The organism is Roseinatronobacter ekhonensis, assembly GCF_900499075.1.
Lineage (GTDB): Bacteria > Pseudomonadota > Alphaproteobacteria > Rhodobacterales > Rhodobacteraceae > Roseinatronobacter > Roseinatronobacter ekhonensis.
In genome coordinates, this window is the sequence record NZ_UIHC01000021.1 from 37,844 (window position 1) to 54,373 (window position 16,530).

Annotated in this window: 18 protein-coding genes and 1 tRNA gene; 10 read left to right on the forward strand and 9 right to left on the reverse strand. The window is 60.4% G+C overall.

The genetic code is table 11. The annotated features are described in order from the left end of the window. Nucleotides 1–35 precede the first annotated feature (35 nt). The 3 genes from ROE7235_RS11055 to ROE7235_RS11065 form a co-directional block, all read right to left on the reverse strand. Nucleotides 36–1,139 (reverse strand): site-specific DNA-methyltransferase, encoded by a 1,104-nt coding sequence (locus ROE7235_RS11055; RefSeq protein WP_121095633.1) that lies wholly within the window; start codon nucleotides 1,137–1,139, stop codon nucleotides 36–38. 106 nt (nucleotides 1,140–1,245) lie between these two features. After that, a complete protein-coding gene (rnhB, locus tag ROE7235_RS11060; protein WP_121095587.1) occupies nucleotides 1,246–1,881 on the reverse strand; it encodes a ribonuclease HII in 636 nt (211 codons plus the stop codon). A 39-nt stretch (nucleotides 1,882–1,920) separates the two neighbouring features. Continuing rightward, complete coding sequence (locus ROE7235_RS11065) at nucleotides 1,921–2,319, reverse strand: hypothetical protein (RefSeq protein WP_121095589.1); 399 nt, start codon at nucleotides 2,317–2,319, stop codon at nucleotides 1,921–1,923. A gap of 145 nt (nucleotides 2,320–2,464) precedes the next feature. On the opposite strand from ROE7235_RS11065, the gene ROE7235_RS11070 reads away from it, so the two are divergent. Continuing rightward, entirely contained in the window at nucleotides 2,465–2,758 is a 294-nt protein-coding gene (locus ROE7235_RS11070; RefSeq protein ID WP_147434203.1) for a hypothetical protein, read from the forward strand. Continuing rightward, a complete protein-coding gene (locus ROE7235_RS11075; RefSeq protein ID WP_121095593.1) occupies nucleotides 2,730–3,434 on the forward strand; it encodes a winged helix-turn-helix domain-containing protein in 705 nt (234 codons plus the stop codon). The genes ROE7235_RS11070 and ROE7235_RS11075 overlap by 29 nt, the downstream gene beginning before the upstream one ends. A 9-nt stretch (nucleotides 3,435–3,443) precedes the next feature. Here ROE7235_RS11075 and ROE7235_RS11080 read toward each other — a convergent pair whose 3' ends face one another. Beyond that, nucleotides 3,444–4,100: a redoxin domain-containing protein gene (locus ROE7235_RS11080; RefSeq protein WP_121095595.1), complete on the reverse strand. Its 657-nt coding sequence runs from the start codon at nucleotides 4,098–4,100 to the stop codon at nucleotides 3,444–3,446. A 161-nt stretch (nucleotides 4,101–4,261) separates the two neighbouring features. Here ROE7235_RS11080 and ROE7235_RS11085 point away from each other — a divergent pair, with 161 nt between their 5' ends. Further along, nucleotides 4,262–5,707 carry an aldehyde dehydrogenase family protein gene (locus tag ROE7235_RS11085; RefSeq protein WP_121095596.1) on the forward strand — a complete coding sequence of 482 codons (1,446 nt, stop codon included), beginning with the start codon at nucleotides 4,262–4,264 and terminating at the stop codon, nucleotides 5,705–5,707. A 94-nt stretch (nucleotides 5,708–5,801) separates the two neighbouring features. On the opposite strand, the gene ROE7235_RS11090 is transcribed toward ROE7235_RS11085, so the two are convergent. From ROE7235_RS11090 to ROE7235_RS11100, 3 genes are all read right to left on the reverse strand, one after another. Next, nucleotides 5,802–6,473 carry a hypothetical protein gene (locus ROE7235_RS11090; RefSeq protein WP_121095598.1) on the reverse strand — a complete coding sequence of 224 codons (672 nt, stop codon included), beginning with the start codon at nucleotides 6,471–6,473 and terminating at the stop codon, nucleotides 5,802–5,804. Continuing rightward, a complete protein-coding gene (locus ROE7235_RS11095; protein WP_121095600.1) occupies nucleotides 6,474–7,874 on the reverse strand; it encodes a selenium-binding protein SBP56-related protein in 1,401 nt (466 codons plus the stop codon). Between the two features lie 82 nt (nucleotides 7,875–7,956). Then, complete coding sequence (locus ROE7235_RS11100) at nucleotides 7,957–8,715, reverse strand: IclR family transcriptional regulator (protein WP_121095602.1); 759 nt, start codon at nucleotides 8,713–8,715, stop codon at nucleotides 7,957–7,959. 89 nt (nucleotides 8,716–8,804) lie between these two features. Here ROE7235_RS11100 and ROE7235_RS11105 point away from each other — a divergent pair, with 89 nt between their 5' ends. Continuing rightward, nucleotides 8,805–9,932, forward strand: coding sequence for an S-(hydroxymethyl)glutathione dehydrogenase/class III alcohol dehydrogenase (locus tag ROE7235_RS11105; protein ID WP_121095604.1), 1,128 nt, complete (start codon nucleotides 8,805–8,807; stop codon nucleotides 9,930–9,932). Nucleotides 9,933–10,022: 90 nt separating this feature from the next. Here ROE7235_RS11105 and ROE7235_RS11110 read toward each other — a convergent pair whose 3' ends face one another. Next, nucleotides 10,023–10,388 (reverse strand): hypothetical protein, encoded by a 366-nt coding sequence (locus ROE7235_RS11110; protein ID WP_121095606.1) that lies wholly within the window; start codon nucleotides 10,386–10,388, stop codon nucleotides 10,023–10,025. A 257-nt stretch (nucleotides 10,389–10,645) separates the two neighbouring features. Here ROE7235_RS11110 and ROE7235_RS11115 point away from each other — a divergent pair, with 257 nt between their 5' ends. The 6 genes from ROE7235_RS11115 to ROE7235_RS11140 all read left to right on the forward strand — a co-directional run bounded on the left by ROE7235_RS11115 (nucleotide 10,646) and on the right by ROE7235_RS11140 (nucleotide 15,772). Continuing rightward, a complete protein-coding gene (locus ROE7235_RS11115) occupies nucleotides 10,646–11,140 on the forward strand; it encodes an Lrp/AsnC family transcriptional regulator (protein WP_121095608.1) in 495 nt (164 codons plus the stop codon). A gap of 187 nt (nucleotides 11,141–11,327) precedes the next feature. Then, nucleotides 11,328–12,500 carry a glycine cleavage T C-terminal barrel domain-containing protein gene (locus ROE7235_RS11120; RefSeq protein ID WP_121095635.1) on the forward strand — a complete coding sequence of 391 codons (1,173 nt, stop codon included), beginning with the start codon at nucleotides 11,328–11,330 and terminating at the stop codon, nucleotides 12,498–12,500. A gap of 11 nt (nucleotides 12,501–12,511) precedes the next feature. Then, the gene (locus tag ROE7235_RS11125) at nucleotides 12,512–12,961 is read left to right on the forward strand and encodes an OsmC family protein (RefSeq protein WP_121095610.1); all 450 of its coding nucleotides are present in this window, start codon (nucleotides 12,512–12,514) and stop codon (nucleotides 12,959–12,961) included. A gap of 24 nt (nucleotides 12,962–12,985) precedes the next feature. Then, nucleotides 12,986–13,789, forward strand: coding sequence for an enoyl-CoA hydratase (locus ROE7235_RS11130; protein WP_121095612.1), 804 nt, complete (start codon nucleotides 12,986–12,988; stop codon nucleotides 13,787–13,789). Nucleotides 13,790–13,791: 2 nt separating this feature from the next. Beyond that, nucleotides 13,792–15,501: an acyl-CoA synthetase gene (locus ROE7235_RS11135; RefSeq protein WP_121095614.1), complete on the forward strand. Its 1,710-nt coding sequence runs from the start codon at nucleotides 13,792–13,794 to the stop codon at nucleotides 15,499–15,501. 195 nt (nucleotides 15,502–15,696) lie between these two features. Next, nucleotides 15,697–15,772, forward strand: a tRNA-Thr gene (locus ROE7235_RS11140). Between the two features lie 202 nt (nucleotides 15,773–15,974). Here ROE7235_RS11140 and ROE7235_RS20130 read toward each other — a convergent pair. Continuing rightward, nucleotides 15,975–16,530: hypothetical protein (locus ROE7235_RS20130; protein ID WP_220669560.1), on the reverse strand; the 556-nt coding region annotated here is incomplete at its 5' end.

The following is a 16,530-nucleotide window of genomic DNA, read 5'->3' on the forward strand; positions in this document are numbered from 1 at the left end:
CGGCGGGTAACACAGGGCACCGGCGGTAACTGGGGTCAATCGTGCATCTCGGCCCGGATTTGCTGGCGCAAGATGTCGATTGGAATAAGTTTGCCGTCACGCTTGAACTGCCAATAGGTCCAGCCGTTACAGGATGGCGCGCCTTCAAGCGCGGCACCGACCTGATGGATAGACCCGCGATGTTCGGCACTGACCAGCGAGCCGTCGACGCGCAACTTGGCCGCCTGCCCGCGTGAATTTACCAAGACCTCGCCGGGACGCAACAGGCCGCGTTCGACAAGCTGGCCAAAGGCCACCCGCGGCTGCGCCCGTTTGGACAGCGTGGTCACAAGCGCCGCACCATCCAGCGGGCGCACCTGGCCCAACCGTTTGGCAGCGACCTTCCGATAACTTTCTTCGCGCTCTATCCCGATATAGCGGCGGCCCAGCAGCTTGGCGACGGCACCCGTGGTGCCCGTGCCAAAGAACGGGTCCAACACCACATCGCCGGGATTGGTCGTGCCGACCAGCACGCGGTGCAGCAAGGATTCGGGCTTTTGCGTGGGATGGGCCTTCTCGCCGTTGTCGTCTTTCAGGCGTTCATGGCCCGAACAAATCGGCAGCACCCAGTCCGACCGCATCTGCACGCCTTCGTTCAGTTCCTTGAGCGCCTCATAGTTGAAGGTATATTTCGCACCCTCGGATTTCGAGGCCCAGATCATCGTCTCATGCGCGTTGGTCAGACGTTTGCCGCGAAAATTGGGCATGGGGTTGGATTTGCGCCAGACCACGTCGTTCAGCAGCCAATAGCCCTGATCCTGGAGCGCTGCGCCGACCCTGAAAATATTGTGATAGGATCCGATAACCCAGATCGCGCCGTTGGGTTTGAGCAGTCGGCGTGCAGCGGCCAGCCATTGGCGCGTGAACTGGTCATAGGCCTTGAAGCTGTCGAACTGGTCCCATGCATCATCAACCGCATCGACGCGACTGTTATCCGGGCGGTGCAGATCACCGCGCAATTGCAGGTTATAGGGTGGGTCCGCAAAGATGAGATCGACACTTGCCTCGGGCAGGCCGTTCATCACCTCTATGCAATCGCCGTCCAGTATATGGTCTATTGGGAGCATGGTCGCACCCTTTGCCGCGTCTTTGACTGCCATCTTTGCCTCTGCTCCCACGCTTTGGCGCGTGTTGTTGAGAGCGAACATGAGTCATGCTGGCCGTTTCGTCAATTTCTATTTGAATCAGGGCTTTAAAAAACTTTCTTCAAGTAGATTCAGGACACAAGATTTTGCGTATCGGCTTGAATGATCGTCTATGCTCAGGGGTTGGGCCAAGGTTGGCTATGGCATTTAGGTGACACTTGGTCGGATAACCGGCGTTCCGTTCCCAGCCATAGCCGGGGTAGTGCTGCGCCAGTTCGGCCATGATCGCATCGCGCGCGGTCTTGGCAATAATGGAAGCGGCCGCAACCGACATGCTGCGCCCGTCGCCTTTGACCACGGCTTGCGCGGGGCAAGCAAGGTTTTTGGGCAATCGGTTCCCGTCGATCAACAAATGGTCCGGCGCGACCCGAAGGGCAGAAACCGCCCGATGCATCGCAAGGAAGGTCGCTTGCAGAATATTGAGTTTGTCTATCTCCGCAGGGCTCGCGTGGCCTATCCCTATATCGGCATGGGTCTGGATATGTTCGGAAAAGACAAGTCGGGCCTTTGCGCTCAGCTTCTTGGAGTCGCGCAAACCGGCGGGCAGATGGTCCGGGTCCAGCCAGACCGCCGCCGCTGTGACAGGGCCACACAGCGGGCCGCGTCCGACCTCGTCCACCCCCACAACGCGGCAAGCGCCTTGCCCGATGGCAAGACGCTCATAGCTGAAATCGGGGATAGTTGGCCGTATCGACATACGGCATCATGCGCGCGCGACCGGTCCGAAAGCAAGCGCTCAGCCCGTGATATAGCCGCTCCGGCGCAGGCAGCGTGCGCCATAGACCGCGCCTTTCCACTCTCCGACCACGCAACGCTGCGGCAGGCCGCGCAGCCCTGCACGGTGCAGGCAACGGCCCTGATATGCGTTGCGCAGGTGTCCGTTTGCACGAACCGTGATCTGGCAGCGATGCGGCAGGACCGTGGCGCGGTGTGTCCGTTTGGGGCGTGGGTCGTAATGCCTGCGACCGTCCCGCTCGGCATGCACCGCCCCGGCGATGATGGCGAGTGCGGCGGCGCCGAACAAAAGCTTTGCCGCATCGTCAGAGGCACGGGCCGGCGCAGCAGTGGTCGCGAACAGCCCCATGGCAAGCACCAAAGCCGCAAAGACAGAGGTAAGACGTGTTGGCAGGGTCATGGCAGGGTTCCTTTCAAGATTTCCATGACAAACCCTGGGCTGTGCATGCTTGGACAAGCAATAACCGGGCCGTGTTATCCGATGACATCGGCCCAGACCCTGTGGGATATTGCATATCGAAGCGCTTGGTGTCAGCGTTTCTGACATGAAACACATTCTTGCACACACCGCGTTCCTGATTGCTATGGCGCTTGCGACGCAAGCCTCTGCGCAGTGCTTCGCGGACTACAAGGCCAAGCAGGACAACCCGTTGCGACTGCAATACGGGCTGATCGAATTGCCCGCGTCGGCCTGCGGCTCCATCGGCGCGGCAACACGCTACGCGGCACCGGTCATTGCACGGTCCGGCTGGACCTTGTTGCAGATAGAATCCTTCCTGACCCAAGCCCAGTTCGATGCGAGGAGTGCCAATGCCGGGGCCATCCATCTCCGCCGCTGACCTGACGCGGCGCGGCAGCCGTGCCCTCATCCTTGGGATCGGGGCGATTGTGGGCGTGCTGGCGCTGACGGCGGTGCTGCTGTTTCTGAACCTGCCCGATGCCAATGCCTTCAATGCGCGGGTGGAACGGGTCTTTGTGGAAAACGCCGACCTGACCACGGGGGCAGAGATCAAGCTACTGGAAATTCTGGCGCAGTCGGGCACCGCGTTTTCCGAAACACTGGTCAGCTACCGGATCGTGATTTTCGTGCTGCTGGTTTTCGCCACGGGGCTTTTGGTGACATCGCTGTTCATGGTGGTGACGTTGGTGGTGCTGAACCGGCGCCTGGCAACGGTGGAAAAGCAGGGGTTGCAGGTATCTTCGCTGTTGATCGACCGCGCCACCAATACCGTGGGCATAAACGACATGGAATTTCGCCTGACCCCGGCGGCGGTCGAAACGCTCGCCGTGCTGGCCGAAGCGCGGCTGGATGACGACATGCTGACCGGGTCCGCGATAGAAGCCGTCATTTCTGGCCGGTCCGAGGCCGACTGCGACGAGGCAGCCGGGGCGACCCGCATAAAGCGGCTACGCGACAGCCTTGGCAACCAGTTGGTCAGCGAGGTTCTGGTGAAGAATGTCGCGCGTCAAGGCTATATGCTAGCCATTGACGCGCGCGTGATTGATCTGCGTTAGGCAGACAGCCTAGTTCGCCGGCGCTTTCACCTTGCGCAGATAGGGCAGGACGACCTCGACCTCGCCGAATTTTTCGCGCGCGGCGTCTGTATCCAGCCCCAGACCGACGATCATGTCGTCGCCTGCTTCCCAGTTGGCAGGGGTAGCCAACGGCTGGCCCTTGGTCGCGATAATCGCATCCAGCGCGCGCAGGATCTCGGCAAAGTTGCGACCAACCGACATGGGGTAAATCAGCGCCAGTTCCAGTTTCTTGTCCGGCCCGATGATGAACGTCGTGCGCACCGTCGCGGTATCGGCGGCAGTGCGACCGTCGGGCAGGTAGGCGTCGGCGGGCAGCATGTCGAATAGCTTGGCAATTTCCAACTTTTCATCGGCAAAGATGGGAAAGTTCAGCGGGTTTCCTGATACTTTTTCGACATCGGCCTTCCACTGCAAGTGTTCTTCAACCGGATCGATGGAAACACCCGCGATCTTGCAGTTGCGCTTGGCGAACTCGCCCGCCATCGCGGCGGCTTCGCCAAATTCGGTCGTGCAGACCGGGGTGAAGTCTTTTGGATGGCTGAACAGGATCGCATAGCTGTCACCGATCCAGTCATGGAAGGTCAGCGTGCCTTCGGTGCTGTCTGCGGTGAAATTCGGGACGGTATCGTTGATACGCAGGGACATATGATCTCCGGTGTGGTTGAGGGCGTGGCGAGCCATCTCGCCCCATTTAGAACGATTCCAACTATCACATTCAAACATCGCATTTTGAATGCGACATTTCGCCCTGCCCTTGCGAGTGCAGAGCCTTGATGCGACAGTGCCCGCACCTACAGGAGGATCGGATGCAGGACAAACGACAATTCTATATCGGCGGCGCATGGGTCGCCCCTGAATCGGACACCGAGATGGAGGTGATCGACCCGTCGTCCGAAGAGGTTTGCGGCATCATCACACTTGGCGCGCAAGCGGATACTGATGCCGCCGTGGCCGCTGCGAAACGCGCCCTGCCCGGCTGGATGCACGCAGACCCGGCCGCTCGGCTGGAAGCGGTAAAGCGTGTCCTTGCGCAATATCAGGCGCGCGCCGACGATCTGGCCCAAGCCATGAGCCTTGAGATGGGCGCGCCCATCGACCTTGCACGCAGCTCGCAATATGGCGCGGGCGAGTTCCATATCCGCAATTTCATCCGCGCGTTCGAACAGGTCGAATTCGACGCACCCTTGGGCGACCATGCCCCCGACACACGCATCATTCGTGAAGCCGTGGGCGTTTGCGCGCTGATTACGCCGTGGAACTGGCCGATGAACCAGATCACGCTCAAGGTTATTCCGGCATTGCTGGCGGGCTGCACGATGGTGTTGAAACCGTCAGAAATCGCACCGCTTTCAGCGCATATCTGGGCGGAAATCATGGACGCCGCCCACCTGCCCGAAGGCGTGTTCAACATGGTGCATGGCGACGGGCCGGGCGTGGGCACGCAGCTCTCAAGCCATGCGGATGTGGATATGGTTAGCTTCACGGGCTCTACCCGCGCGGGCATTGCTATTTCCAAAAACGCGGCAGAGACCCTGAAACGTGTGCATCTGGAACTGGGCGGCAAAGGTGCGAATATCGTCTTTGCCGATGCCGATGAAAAAGCGGTCAAGCGCGGTGTGCTGCATTGCTTTCAAAACACCGGCCAATCGTGCAACGCACCGACACGGATGCTGGTGGAACGCAGCATTTACGAGCAGACCGTCGAACAGGCAACGGCCCTTGCGCAGGCCACGCAGGTCGGCCCAGCCAGCCAAGCGGGCCGCCATATCGGGCCGTTGGTCAGTGCGGCGCAGTTCGACAAGGTGCAGGGGTTGATCGAAACCGGCCTTCAGGAAGGTGCACGGCTGGTCGCCGGCGGGCTGGGTCGGCCCGACGGTATGAACCGGGGCTATTTCACCCGGCCCACCGTTTTTTGCGATGTCACCCCCGACATGACCATCGCCCGCGAGGAAATCTTTGGCCCTGTTTTGTCCATCATGCCCTTCGAGGGTGAGGACGAGGCCATCGCGCTGGCCAATGACACGCCTTATGGCCTGACCAACTATGTGCAAAGCTCTGATGGCGCGCGGCGCAACCGTATAGCGCGGCGCCTGCGCTCCGGCATGGTAGAAATGAACGGAAAGTCACGCGGTGCGGGCGCGCCATTCGGCGGCATGAAGCAGTCGGGCAACGGGCGCGAAGGCGGCATCTGGGGGATAGAGGATTTTCTAGAGGTCAAGGCGGTCTCTGGCTGGGATGTCGGGCAACCGTAAACCCAACCATTTTCCCCTAAAACCTGCGCCTCATGGTCATGTTTACGGGCTGTCTGATCTTTGCCAATATCCGCGCTGCCCTGCGGCGGCGCGGTCAATGGCCGTATAACGCCATATATATCCCGAACGCTCCGACAATGATCAGGCTAAGAGCCCATACCAGATCAAGGTTGAACCATGTCCGCGACAGGAATTTCAGCCCGACATAGAAATAGATGACTGCGGCGATTGCCCCGCCCGCAACTGTCATTGCCAACGTATGCGCAAGGGCGACGGCGAAGGCCACCGTGATGTTCTGCCCCATAAGATCGCGCGCTGCCTCGTGTCCGGCATCGGCAAGATCGGCATCGCAAATGCCCAGATAGATCGGCACCAGCATGAGCCCTGCGCCATGTGCCATAGCTGCCAGAAATGACCACAGCACCAGCCGGGATGGTGCCACACGCGCCAGAAAGCGCGGGTGCCTGCGGTTGATCACCAGATAGACACCGGCCGCAACCACGAGCAGGCCCGCGCCGATCCGCAATTCGGTTTCCCAGCGGATCAGGGCTGTCATCATGGAGAATGGCAACAGGATCGCCAGCATCGCCAATAGGTGCCCGAGCGCGAGCGCGGCGATCGCCTTGGCCATCGCACGGTGCCGCCCCTCCATCAGGCCGGCCGACACTGCCAGCGGCCAACCCATTCCGGGATTCACACCATGATAGACACCCGAAAAGATGACGGCCCCCCAAAGGGCCGCCAGCGTGTTTGCATCCAGTTCCATTCAGACGTTGGGATAGCAGAAGCTGTCGGTCGAGCAGTCGCCCCCTTCCAGCCGGATCTGGTGCGCGCGGTGGCCTTTTGGGAAATCGATGTAGAAATCGCGGTCCAGCGTCAGCCCGCCATTTTCACCCACATGCGCCATGACCATCTGCCCGCCATCCTGTCCGGGGTAGAACTGCGTGTCCCACGTGGAATAAAGCGAGTTGGTCCAGTAGACGCGTTTGCCGTCGCGGCTGATCTCGACCATCTGGGGCCCGAAGGCGAAATCGCCGCCGCCGGGGTGTTTCGTGCCGCGCGCGATACCGCCCAACTCGACCTTGCCGGTCAGCTTGGGGTTCATCGGGTCGGACACGTCATACTGGTGCATCTCACCCAAGCCCCAGCAGGCAACATACAGGTATTTGTCGTCAAGGCTCAGGTCGATATCCGTCACCAGCGGTGGGACGGCCCCAAAGCCCTGCAACAGCGGCGGCAGGTTTTCGGGGTCTTCTGGGCGCGGGTCGATGGTGATGGTTTTCTTTGATTGCCACGTCCCATCCTCGCCGCGCCACCATGTAAAGATCGCGCCTTGCAGATTGGTCGTGTCCACCACCACACCGCAGAACCCGTAGGATTTCTTGGGATCATGCGCGGGCCGGATTTCCAGCGCCATCTGGTAGTTTTCACCGAAATCCATGGTCTGGATGTTCTTCCGGCGGCGCAAATCCCAGAAATGGATGGAGTGGCCGTATTTGTTCGACAGCAGGTCTTCGGGCACAACCCCGTTCTCATATTGCGGCGGCAGGCCCCATTCGGAACTGACCATGTAATCCTGCGGCAGGTTCCACCAGAAATCGTAATGCTTGTCCTGCTTGCCGCGATCCATCTCATACTGGCCGATAATCTCGAACGTCTCGCAATCCATGATGAAGATGCCGGGAGGGCCATCGGTCCCATCTTCGCCACCGCCCCCAAGGGTCGAGACGTAGATCCCTTCCGGCCCGCAGTGAATGGTATGGGGGCGCGAATAGCCTGTCTTGGCAAACACCTCTTCGGGTTCGATTGTCTTGTGGATCTTCAGGTCCAGCGGGTCTTTGGTGTCGATCACATATATCCGCGACGACCGGATGCCGGGCACAATCAGATAGCGCCGTTCCAGAAACGCGTGGCCCGTCAGCGGAGACAACGACGACGAACAGGCATTCCAGCCGAAATGGTGGAATTCGTCGCCCGTGTTGGGCATCAGAAGCTGGTGAACAATCGTGCCATAGCCGTCGGATTTCGGGTTCAGGTCCACAACGGCAATCCCATCGGGCTGCGACGCATCGGGGCTTAGCATGACCACGAAGCCATAGTTTTCCACCGGCGCCTGCATGGCAAGCTGCGCGGTGGCATGAAATGTCGGATCTGGTCTTAACGTCATTGTCGTCCTCCCTTGAATGAAATGGCCCTTCACGGACCCAGCCGCGTGTCGTTCCTTCCCTCGCAGTGTGGCCGCTGCCTCCTCAAACCTCGGCCACGTTGCACAGTTGAATGGCGCCGCTGACGCGGGTTGCCAGTTCTATCAGTTTTCCGCCAATCGCTTGGCGCTGGTCCTGTCCGAAACGTCGGATCGGTCCGACCGCCCCGACGCTGAATGTCGCGCCGATATTGCCTATGGACACGGGCGCAGCCACGCTGGCGATGCCAAGGTCGATTTCCTGGTCGCAATCGGCAAAGCCGCGCGCAACGATCCGTTTGAAATCCGCACGCAGGTCGGCCTCTGTTGTCTTGGTATGTTCGGTATAGGCTTTCAGCGTGCCGCCGATGATACAGGCCTGAAACTCTGGCTCGGCAAAGGCGGCAATGGCCTTTGAACAGGAACAGGCATGCATCGGCCGCACGCCCAGACCAGGATGGATATAGGCGCGGGCCGGATCATCAGGCGTCTCGACATGGATGATCTCCACCTGAGAATTGCGGAACCGCGACAGGAATACGGTTTCATTGAATTGCACCGCGGCAGCCTTCAAAAGCGGGGCTGCGGCGCGGCGCACATCGACATCGGATTTGCCCAAGAGCGCGATCCGGATCAACCGCTCGCCGATGACCACACGACCGTCGCCGGACGGCGCTTCGACCAACCCTTGGTCCTGAAGCGTCTGAAGCAATCGGTAGCAGGTTGGTTTCGGCAGTCCGGTCGCCTTTTGCACCTCGACCGCAGAGACGGGACGCCCGGCAACGGCGATAATCTCCATGACGGTGATGAGTCGTTCGAGGTGCATGTCAACCGAATCGGCTTGATTTATGAGACTGTGTCTTGAAATATGATACGGTAAACGCAGAACGCAAGATTTAACTTGGAGGATTCCCCATGCGCACGCGCGCCGCAGTTGCCCTAGAGGCCGGAAAGCCGTTGGAAATCATGGAGGTGAACCTTGACGGGCCCAAGGCCGGCGAGGTGTTGGTCGAGATCAAGGCCACGGGCATTTGTCACACGGATGAATTCACGCGCTCTGGCGCGGACCCCGAGGGGCTGTTTCCAAGCATTCTGGGCCATGAGGGGGCGGGCATTGTGTTGGAGGTGGGCGCCGGTGTGACCACGCTGAAACCGGGCGACCATGTCATCCCGCTTTACACGCCCGAATGCCGCGAGTGCTATTCCTGCCGGTCGGGCAAAACCAACCTGTGCACCGCCATTCGCGGCACCCAGGGCAAGGGGCTGATGCCCGATGGCACGACGCGGTTTTCCATGCTCGATGGCACGCCGATTTACCATTACATGGGCTGCTCGACCTTTGCCAACCACACGGTTTTGCCGGAAATCGCGCTGGCCCGCGTGCGCGACGACGCGCCCTTCGACAAGATTTGCTACATTGGCTGCGGCGTGACCACCGGCATTGGCGCGGTCATCAACACGGCGGGCGTGGAAATTGGGTCGACGGCGGCGGTGTTCGGGCTGGGCGGCATTGGCCTGAACGTCATCCAGGGACTGCGCATGGCAGGCGCGGACATGATCATCGGGGTCGACCTGAATGACGGCAAAGAGGACATGGCGCGCAAATTCGGGATGACGCATTTCGTCAACCCGTCCAAGGTCGAGAGCGTGACCGCCGAGATCACGCGGCTGACGCAGCGCGGCGACGACGCGATCGGCGGCGTGGATTACAGCTTCGACGCGACCGGCAATGTCGGCGTGATGCGCGACGCGCTGGAATGCTCGCACCGCGGCTGGGGCGTGTCCGTCATCATCGGGGTGGCCCCCGCCGGCGCCGAAATCAGCACCCGCCCCTTCCAGCTTGTCACGGGCCGCGTCTGGAAAGGCACGGCGTTCGGCGGGGCCAAGGGGCGGTCGGACGTGCCGAAATTCGTCGACTGGTACATGTCGGGCAAGATCGAGATCGACCCGATGATCACGCATAAACTGACGCTCGACCAGATCAACGAGGGGTTCGAGCTGATGCACCAAGGCAAATCCATCCGCGCGGTGGTGGAGTTTTGAGCGCAAAAGGCCGGGCCCACATACGCCCCGCCAACAACGCCGACAGCAGCGTGGTGTGCAATATCAAGGGCCTGAGCGACTTGGTATCGCTCAACGCTGAGCAACGATAAGCCGCCAAGCCGACACCCCGCAGAGCAAACCGCCCGCGATTGCAATGCCCAGCCCAATCATGGGGAATTGCACGACAGACAGCGCCGCACCGCCCCCAGACAGCATCATTCCGATCAAGACAGCGGCCAGCCACAGACCGGTCGTCATGTCCTGATCCGCTTCCTGTCGCCCCTTTTGACGTTGTGCCAAGCGCATGACGGTAAATAGCAAAAGTCCCACTGCCACAAGGATCAGCGCCAACCCGAACACGGGGCGCAGCGACGCTAGCGCCGTGCCCGTCGCGACCAGCGCCGCGCCTGTTGCGACAAGGAGCATGAGGTCGTTATCGTCAGAGTTTTTCGCCATTCAGTGCGGCTAACATCTCTGCGCTCCGAGTCGCAACATCGACGTCCAGCCAACCTGCGGGCAACGTGGCTAGCCCGTTGGGAGCGGGCGTGTCGACGCGCATTGCCTGCGACCGGTTGCCGGTTTTGACGCTGACACACCTCAATGCGTCGCAAACCCGACTTGCGCCCACCATATGCTGACATAATCTTTGCCCCGAACGCACTTCGTCCTTTTCAAGCGACACGCGTATCGGTCACTCGACGGAGCGGTAGGATATGCGAGAACGAGCAGGGCTTGATGCGACAGATATCCGCATCCTCAGCGCCGTTCAAAAGCATGGGCAGCTTAGCAAGGCCCGCTTGGCGGAGCTGGTCAACCTGTCTGCAACGCCCTGCTGGGCGCGTCTGACCCGTCTGCGCGCGGCCGGCTATATTCGTGGCTACCATGCCGATATCGCGCTGGAGCGTGTCATAGACGCGACCCGCGTCGTCGTCACAATATCGCTGACCCATCACCGCAAGGCAGATTTCGACCGGTTCGAAAATCATATCAAGACTGTCGACGAGATCATTAACTGCGTGTCCACCGGCGGCGGGATTGACTACATCATGACCGTTGTCACGCCCGGACTTTCGGCATTTCAGGCCCTGATGGACGATCTTCTGGCGGCAGACCTGTCGATAGATCGCTACATGACCTATTTTGCGACCCGACTGATCAAAGCCGAGCAACCCAACCTTGCCAAGCTGGCCGCGCAAAGCCGACGGTAGGTTTGCGACACCCCCGTGTCGCTATTGGGAAAACGGGCCCGTGTGGGCGTAAAAACTTGAAATATAAGCCCAAATGGTCTGTCGGCAGGCCAGAATTCGGACCACGCAGACAGCGCAAACGCATTATTTCCCGATCATCGACACGCTCCACGGGGCGACCCCCGAGGCGCGAAACAGGGAGGACGTTATGATGCAGTCTCAGGACTTTGGCTTTGGCACCCAGATTCGCAAATCGCCGTATTTCGAAGCCACATTGCGTTGGGGGGCGCAGGGGTTTTCGGTGTACAACCACATGTATATCCCGCGCGATTTCGGCGACCCGGAACAGAATTTCTGGAACCTTACGAACGACGCGATCCTGTGCGACGTGGGCGTCGAGCGTCAGGTCGAGATCACCGGCCCCGATGCCGCGCGCTTCACCCAAATGCTGACACCGCGCGATCTGTCAAAGATGTCCGTGGGCCAGTGCAAATACGTCCTGATCACCAATGCAGAGGGCGGTATCCTGAATGATCCCATCCTGCTGAAACTGGGCGAGAACCATTTTTGGTTGTCGCTGGCGGACAGCGATATCCTGCTTTGGGCGCAAGGGGTCGCGGTGCATTCCGGGATGCAGGTGTCGATTTCCGAACCCGATGTTTCGCCGCTTCAACTGCAAGGGCCGAAATCGGGCGAGATCATGCGGGCGCTGTTCGGCGAAGAGATCATGGACCTGCGCTACTACTGGTTCCGCGAGATGGAACTGGACGGCATTCCGCTGATCGTGTCGCGCACCGGATGGTCGAGCGAGTTGGGCTATGAAATCTACCTGCGCGATGCAGCCTATGGCGACGCGCTATGGGAACGGATCATGGCCGTGGGCCTGCCGATGGGGCTGAAGCCCGGACATACCTCGACGATCCGCCGGATTGAAGGGGGTATGCTGTCCTATCATGCCGATGCCGACATCCACACCAACCCGTTCGAGCTGGGGCTGGGCCGTCTGGTGAACTTGGACATGGAGGCCGAGTTTATCGGCAAGTTCGCGCTGCAACGCATCCGTGACAACGGCGTGGCGCGCAAGCAGGTTGGTCTGATCATAGACGGCGAACCCATGCAGGGGCCGAACACCGCGTTCTGGACCGTGCACCACAATGGCGAGGCGGTCGGCAAGGTAACATCGGCGGTCTATTCGCCGCGCCTGAAGAAGAACATCGCTTTGGCTATGGTCTCGGTCGACGCTGCCGAGCTTGGGACTGAGTTGCAAGTTCTGATGCAAACGGGCGAGACCGTCGCAACCGTGGTCGAGCGTCCGTTCTTTGATCCGCGCAAAAGCCTCGCCGCTGCCAGCGCGCCGCAAACTGCCCAATTCAGAGCATAGGATCAAGCGCAATGTCCGACCTCGCGATCGAGTTGCACTGGCAAAGGGCAGAACCGGCTTTGGAAACCGGGACCTACTCGAACGCGCATGCCGTGCACTATAACAGCACCCACGAGATGCAGGTGGACGCCGCCCCCGATTGGGGCGGCAACCCCGCGCATACCAACCCCGAGCAGGCGCTCGCAGCGGCGCTTTCGAGTTGCCACATGATGACCTTTCTTGCGCTATGTGCCAAGGCGGGCTGGCCGGTGGCCAGCTATCACGACTACGCCGAAGCCCGCTTGGGCAAGAACGCGAAGGGCCAGATGTCGGTGACGCGCATTGACCTGAACCCGGTGGTGCGTTTCGATACGGGCTTTGCCGTCGCGGATAGCGCGCTGGCAGAAATGCAGCACCGCGCGCACCGCTATTGCTTTATCGCAAACACGCTGGCGGATAGCGTGGAGATCAATGTCAATTAGGCCCCTAAAAAGGAGCAGCCCGCCATGAGCACCGACACATCCATCCTTCTGCGCGATTTGTCAGAAGACGGGGTATTGCGTCTGACCCTGAATGACGTCGCCCGCCGCAATGCACTGTCGGAGGCGATGATGTCCGAACTGGGCGGCGCCATTGCCGCGGCGGGCACTGACACATCGGTGCGGGTGATCGTGCTGGCCGCCAACGGCCCTGCGTTCTGCGCCGGCCATGACCTGAAGGAAATGACCGCCGGGCGCGCGGCCCCTGATCGCGGGCACGGCTATTTCACCAAGGTCATGGCGCAATGTTCGGGACTGATGCAGGGCATCGTGACCTGCCCCAAACCGGTGATTGCCGAGGTCACGGGCATCGCCACGGCTGCGGGTTGCCAGTTGGTGGCCAGTTGCGATCTGGCGCTTGCGGCGGAAACCGCCAAATTCAGCACACCCGGCGTGCATATCGGGCTGTTCTGCTCTACACCGATGGTCGCGCTCTCGCGCAATACCGCCGACAAGCATGCCATGGAAATGCTGCTGACCGGCGATATGGTTCCTGCCGCGCGGGCCGCCGAAATGGCGCTTGTGAACTACGCGGTCCCAGAGGACGCGCTGACAGAAACCACCATGGCCATGGCCCGCAAGATCGCGTCCAAATCCAGCATGACCCTGGCCACGGGAAAACGCGCCTATTATGCCCAGCGCGAGATGCCCCTTGGCGACGCGTATGACTACGCCAGCCAAATCATGGTTGACAATATGCTGGCCCATGACGCGGAAGAAGGCATCGGCGCGTTTATCGCAAAACGTGCGCCAAACTGGCAGGACAGATAGCCGTGGGCAACGACACCCCCTACGATCAAGGTCTGGACCGGACACCGGCAAATTACCAACCTCTGACGCCACTGGGTTTTCTGGAACGCGCGGCGAGCGTCTTTCCCGATCATGTTGCCATCGTGCACGGGGCCTTGCGCCGCAGCTATGCCGATTTCTACGCCCGCGCGCGGCAATTGGCCTCTGCGCTTGCAGACCGCGGCATGGGGCGCGGGGATACCGTCTCGGTTATGCTCGCCAACACCCCCGCCATGCTGGAATGTCACTACGGTGTGCCCATGTGCGGCGCTGTGCTGCATTCCATCAACACCCGGCTGGATGCGGCGGTCATCGCGTTTCAGCTTGATCACGCCATGTCGAAACTGGTCGTCGTGGACCGTGAATTCGCACCTTTGATGGCCGAAGCACTGTCGCTGGCCACGGTAACGCCCTTGGTCATCCTGTATGATGATCCCGAATATGACGGGCCAGGTGCCATTGACGGGGCCGAAGACTACGAGGCACTTCTTGCAACAGGCGACGCGGCGTTTGCGTGGCACATGCCGCGGGATGAATGGGACGCAATCTCTATCAACTACACCTCGGGCACCACCGGTGACCCCAAAGGCGTGGTTTCGCACCATCGCGGGGCGTATTTGCTGGCACAGGGCAATGCGCTGACCACCTCTATGGCAAAGCACAGTGTGTATCTGTGGACCCTGCCCATGTTTCATTGCAATGGCTGGTGCTTTCCGTGGACGCTGTCGGCGATCGTGGGAACCCATGTCTGCCTGCGTCAGGTGCGCTCCGGGCCGATCTGGCACGCGTTGGCAGAAGAAGGCGTGACCCATCTGTGCGGTGCGCCCATCGTGATGTCCCTGATACAATCCGCGCCCGAGGTCGAAAAACGCGCCTTGAACCGGCGGGTGCAGTTTTTTACCGCCGCCGCCCCACCGCCCGAAAGCCTGTTGGCCAGCATGGATGCCGCCGGTTTCGACGTCACCCATCTGTATGGGCTGACCGAAACCTATGGCCCGGCCGTCGTCAATGAATGGCATGAGGACTGGTGCGACCTGCCCAGCAACGAACAGGCCCGGCTGAAGGCCCGACAAGGCGTGCGCTATCTGCCGCTGGAAGACCTATCCGTGCTGGACCCCGACACAATGCAGCCTGTCCCGCGCGACGGGCAAACCATGGGCGAGGTCATGTTCCGCGGCAACGTGGTCATGAAAGGGTATTTCCGCAACCCGAGCGCCACGCAAAAAGCACTGGCCGGTGGGTGGTTTCATTCGGGCGATCTGGGCGTCGTGCATCCCGATGGCTACATCCAGCTCAAGGACCGGTCGAAAGACATCATCATCTCGGGCGGAGAGAATATTTCCTCCATCGAAGTGGAGGAAGCACTGTATCGCCACCCCTCGGTGGCCGTGGCCGCTGTGGTTGCCATGCCGCATGAAAAATGGGGTGAAACGCCCTGCGCCTTTGTGGAATTGAACAGCGGCCAAACAGTGGATGAGCACCAACTACGAACATGGTGCAGAGAGCATCTTGCGCCCTATAAAGTGCCCGGCAGGATCATCTTTGGCGAAATCCCCCGCACCTCGACCGGAAAAATCCAGAAGTTCCTGTTGCGCGCACGGGTGTCGGAACCCTGCCAAGAGCCGCCGGTCTTGGGCAACAGCGCGAAAACGACCAGTCGGCCAAACCCTGATGGCGCAGCAAAGCGCGGATGACTGTATGGCAATCTTGCACCGCGCGGCCCTGCGCCGAAGGCATGATCGGGGTTCAGAGCCGCACGACACCGCAAACCACAACACCGACTCTGTGATAGATCAAAGCAAACTCGGCCCATAGGGCTCAGAGTGCAACATTCCGTTCTGAATCTGTCTTGAAGGACCCGGCAGTTGCGTATAAACGACCGCTCGAGTGCCTCAATAGCTCAGCTGGTAGAGCAGGTCCTTCGTAAGGACAAGGTCGGGGGTTCGAGTCCCTCTTGAGGCACCAAAACCCAATGATCCACCTGAGTTTGTGGCTTGTTTCAAACCCGAGCGGTGCCCGTTTGGCGATTGCCTGACCGCGGGATTCGTGCATTGCTGGGGTTCACTTACCGCACCCCATCAAGGCGGCGGTCGCAACGCGTTGAGCAACCAAGATCCGTGCAAGCCGTCAATTTATGTTGCTGAATGTCGCCGGCATATCGCCAAAGCTACGCGCGGCAGGCCAGCACGGTAAAAAAGCCCGGGAAATAACTCCGTTCATCGCGGTTGCGTTGCCATGACAGGGCTTCTTGTCCTTGCTCTTGCCGAACCAGTGCCGCGCGATCAGATATGTCGCCATATGTGTTGAGGCTTGTGGATACGAGCGACAATCCGGCGGCATCCAACCAAGTCCAGACCTCTGCCAGGCTGTGCTGTGTTTCATGAGGGTGCAAAACCTGATCGCGGAACCATGACAAGCTGTGCGTCGGATCATCAAGCAACTCGGCACAGCGCCGGAACTCTGCAAAGGCAGCCTCTTCCCCGTCGCGTGCGACGAGCTCACGGTACATTTGCAAAAAGGGACGACGACCATAGGAATGATAAAGCCCCACAAACAGAAACCCACCCGGCGCCACGAAGCTGGCAGCATGGTCGAATGTCAATCCCGGAGCAAAATTGGCCAAGTTCCCGGTGTAAAATTGATCAGCTTGGTCGCGGTTTAGCTGCGCCTTGGCGCGGGTGCTCTCCAGATAGCTGACGTGTGCCAAGGCGCGCAGGCCGCAG

Excerpts from the sequence above, each read along its gene's own strand:
- ROE7235_RS11055 (WP_121095633.1), bottom strand. The coding sequence starts at position 1,139 with ATGGCAGTCAAAGACGCGGCAAAGGGTGCGACCATGCTCCCAATAGAC.
- rnhB (WP_121095587.1), bottom strand. The coding sequence starts at position 1,881 with ATGTCGATACGGCCAACTATCCCCGATTTCAGCTATGAGCGTCTTGCC.
- ROE7235_RS11065 (WP_121095589.1), bottom strand. The coding sequence starts at position 2,319 with ATGACCCTGCCAACACGTCTTACCTCTGTCTTTGCGGCTTTGGTGCTT.
- ROE7235_RS11070 (WP_147434203.1), top strand. The coding sequence starts at position 2,465 with ATGAAACACATTCTTGCACACACCGCGTTCCTGATTGCTATGGCGCTT.
- ROE7235_RS11075 (WP_121095593.1), top strand. The coding sequence starts at position 2,730 with ATGCCGGGGCCATCCATCTCCGCCGCTGACCTGACGCGGCGCGGCAGC.
- ROE7235_RS11080 (WP_121095595.1), bottom strand. The coding sequence starts at position 4,100 with ATGTCCCTGCGTATCAACGATACCGTCCCGAATTTCACCGCAGACAGC.
- ROE7235_RS11085 (WP_121095596.1), top strand. The coding sequence starts at position 4,262 with ATGCAGGACAAACGACAATTCTATATCGGCGGCGCATGGGTCGCCCCT.
- ROE7235_RS11090 (WP_121095598.1), bottom strand. The coding sequence starts at position 6,473 with ATGGAACTGGATGCAAACACGCTGGCGGCCCTTTGGGGGGCCGTCATC.
- ROE7235_RS11095 (WP_121095600.1), bottom strand. The coding sequence starts at position 7,874 with ATGACGTTAAGACCAGATCCGACATTTCATGCCACCGCGCAGCTTGCC.
- ROE7235_RS11100 (WP_121095602.1), bottom strand. The coding sequence starts at position 8,715 with ATGCACCTCGAACGACTCATCACCGTCATGGAGATTATCGCCGTTGCC.
- ROE7235_RS11105 (WP_121095604.1), top strand. The coding sequence starts at position 8,805 with ATGCGCACGCGCGCCGCAGTTGCCCTAGAGGCCGGAAAGCCGTTGGAA.
- ROE7235_RS11110 (WP_121095606.1), bottom strand. The coding sequence starts at position 10,388 with ATGGCGAAAAACTCTGACGATAACGACCTCATGCTCCTTGTCGCAACA.
- ROE7235_RS11115 (WP_121095608.1), top strand. The coding sequence starts at position 10,646 with ATGCGAGAACGAGCAGGGCTTGATGCGACAGATATCCGCATCCTCAGC.
- ROE7235_RS11120 (WP_121095635.1), top strand. The coding sequence starts at position 11,328 with ATGATGCAGTCTCAGGACTTTGGCTTTGGCACCCAGATTCGCAAATCG.
- ROE7235_RS11125 (WP_121095610.1), top strand. The coding sequence starts at position 12,512 with ATGTCCGACCTCGCGATCGAGTTGCACTGGCAAAGGGCAGAACCGGCT.
- ROE7235_RS11130 (WP_121095612.1), top strand. The coding sequence starts at position 12,986 with ATGAGCACCGACACATCCATCCTTCTGCGCGATTTGTCAGAAGACGGG.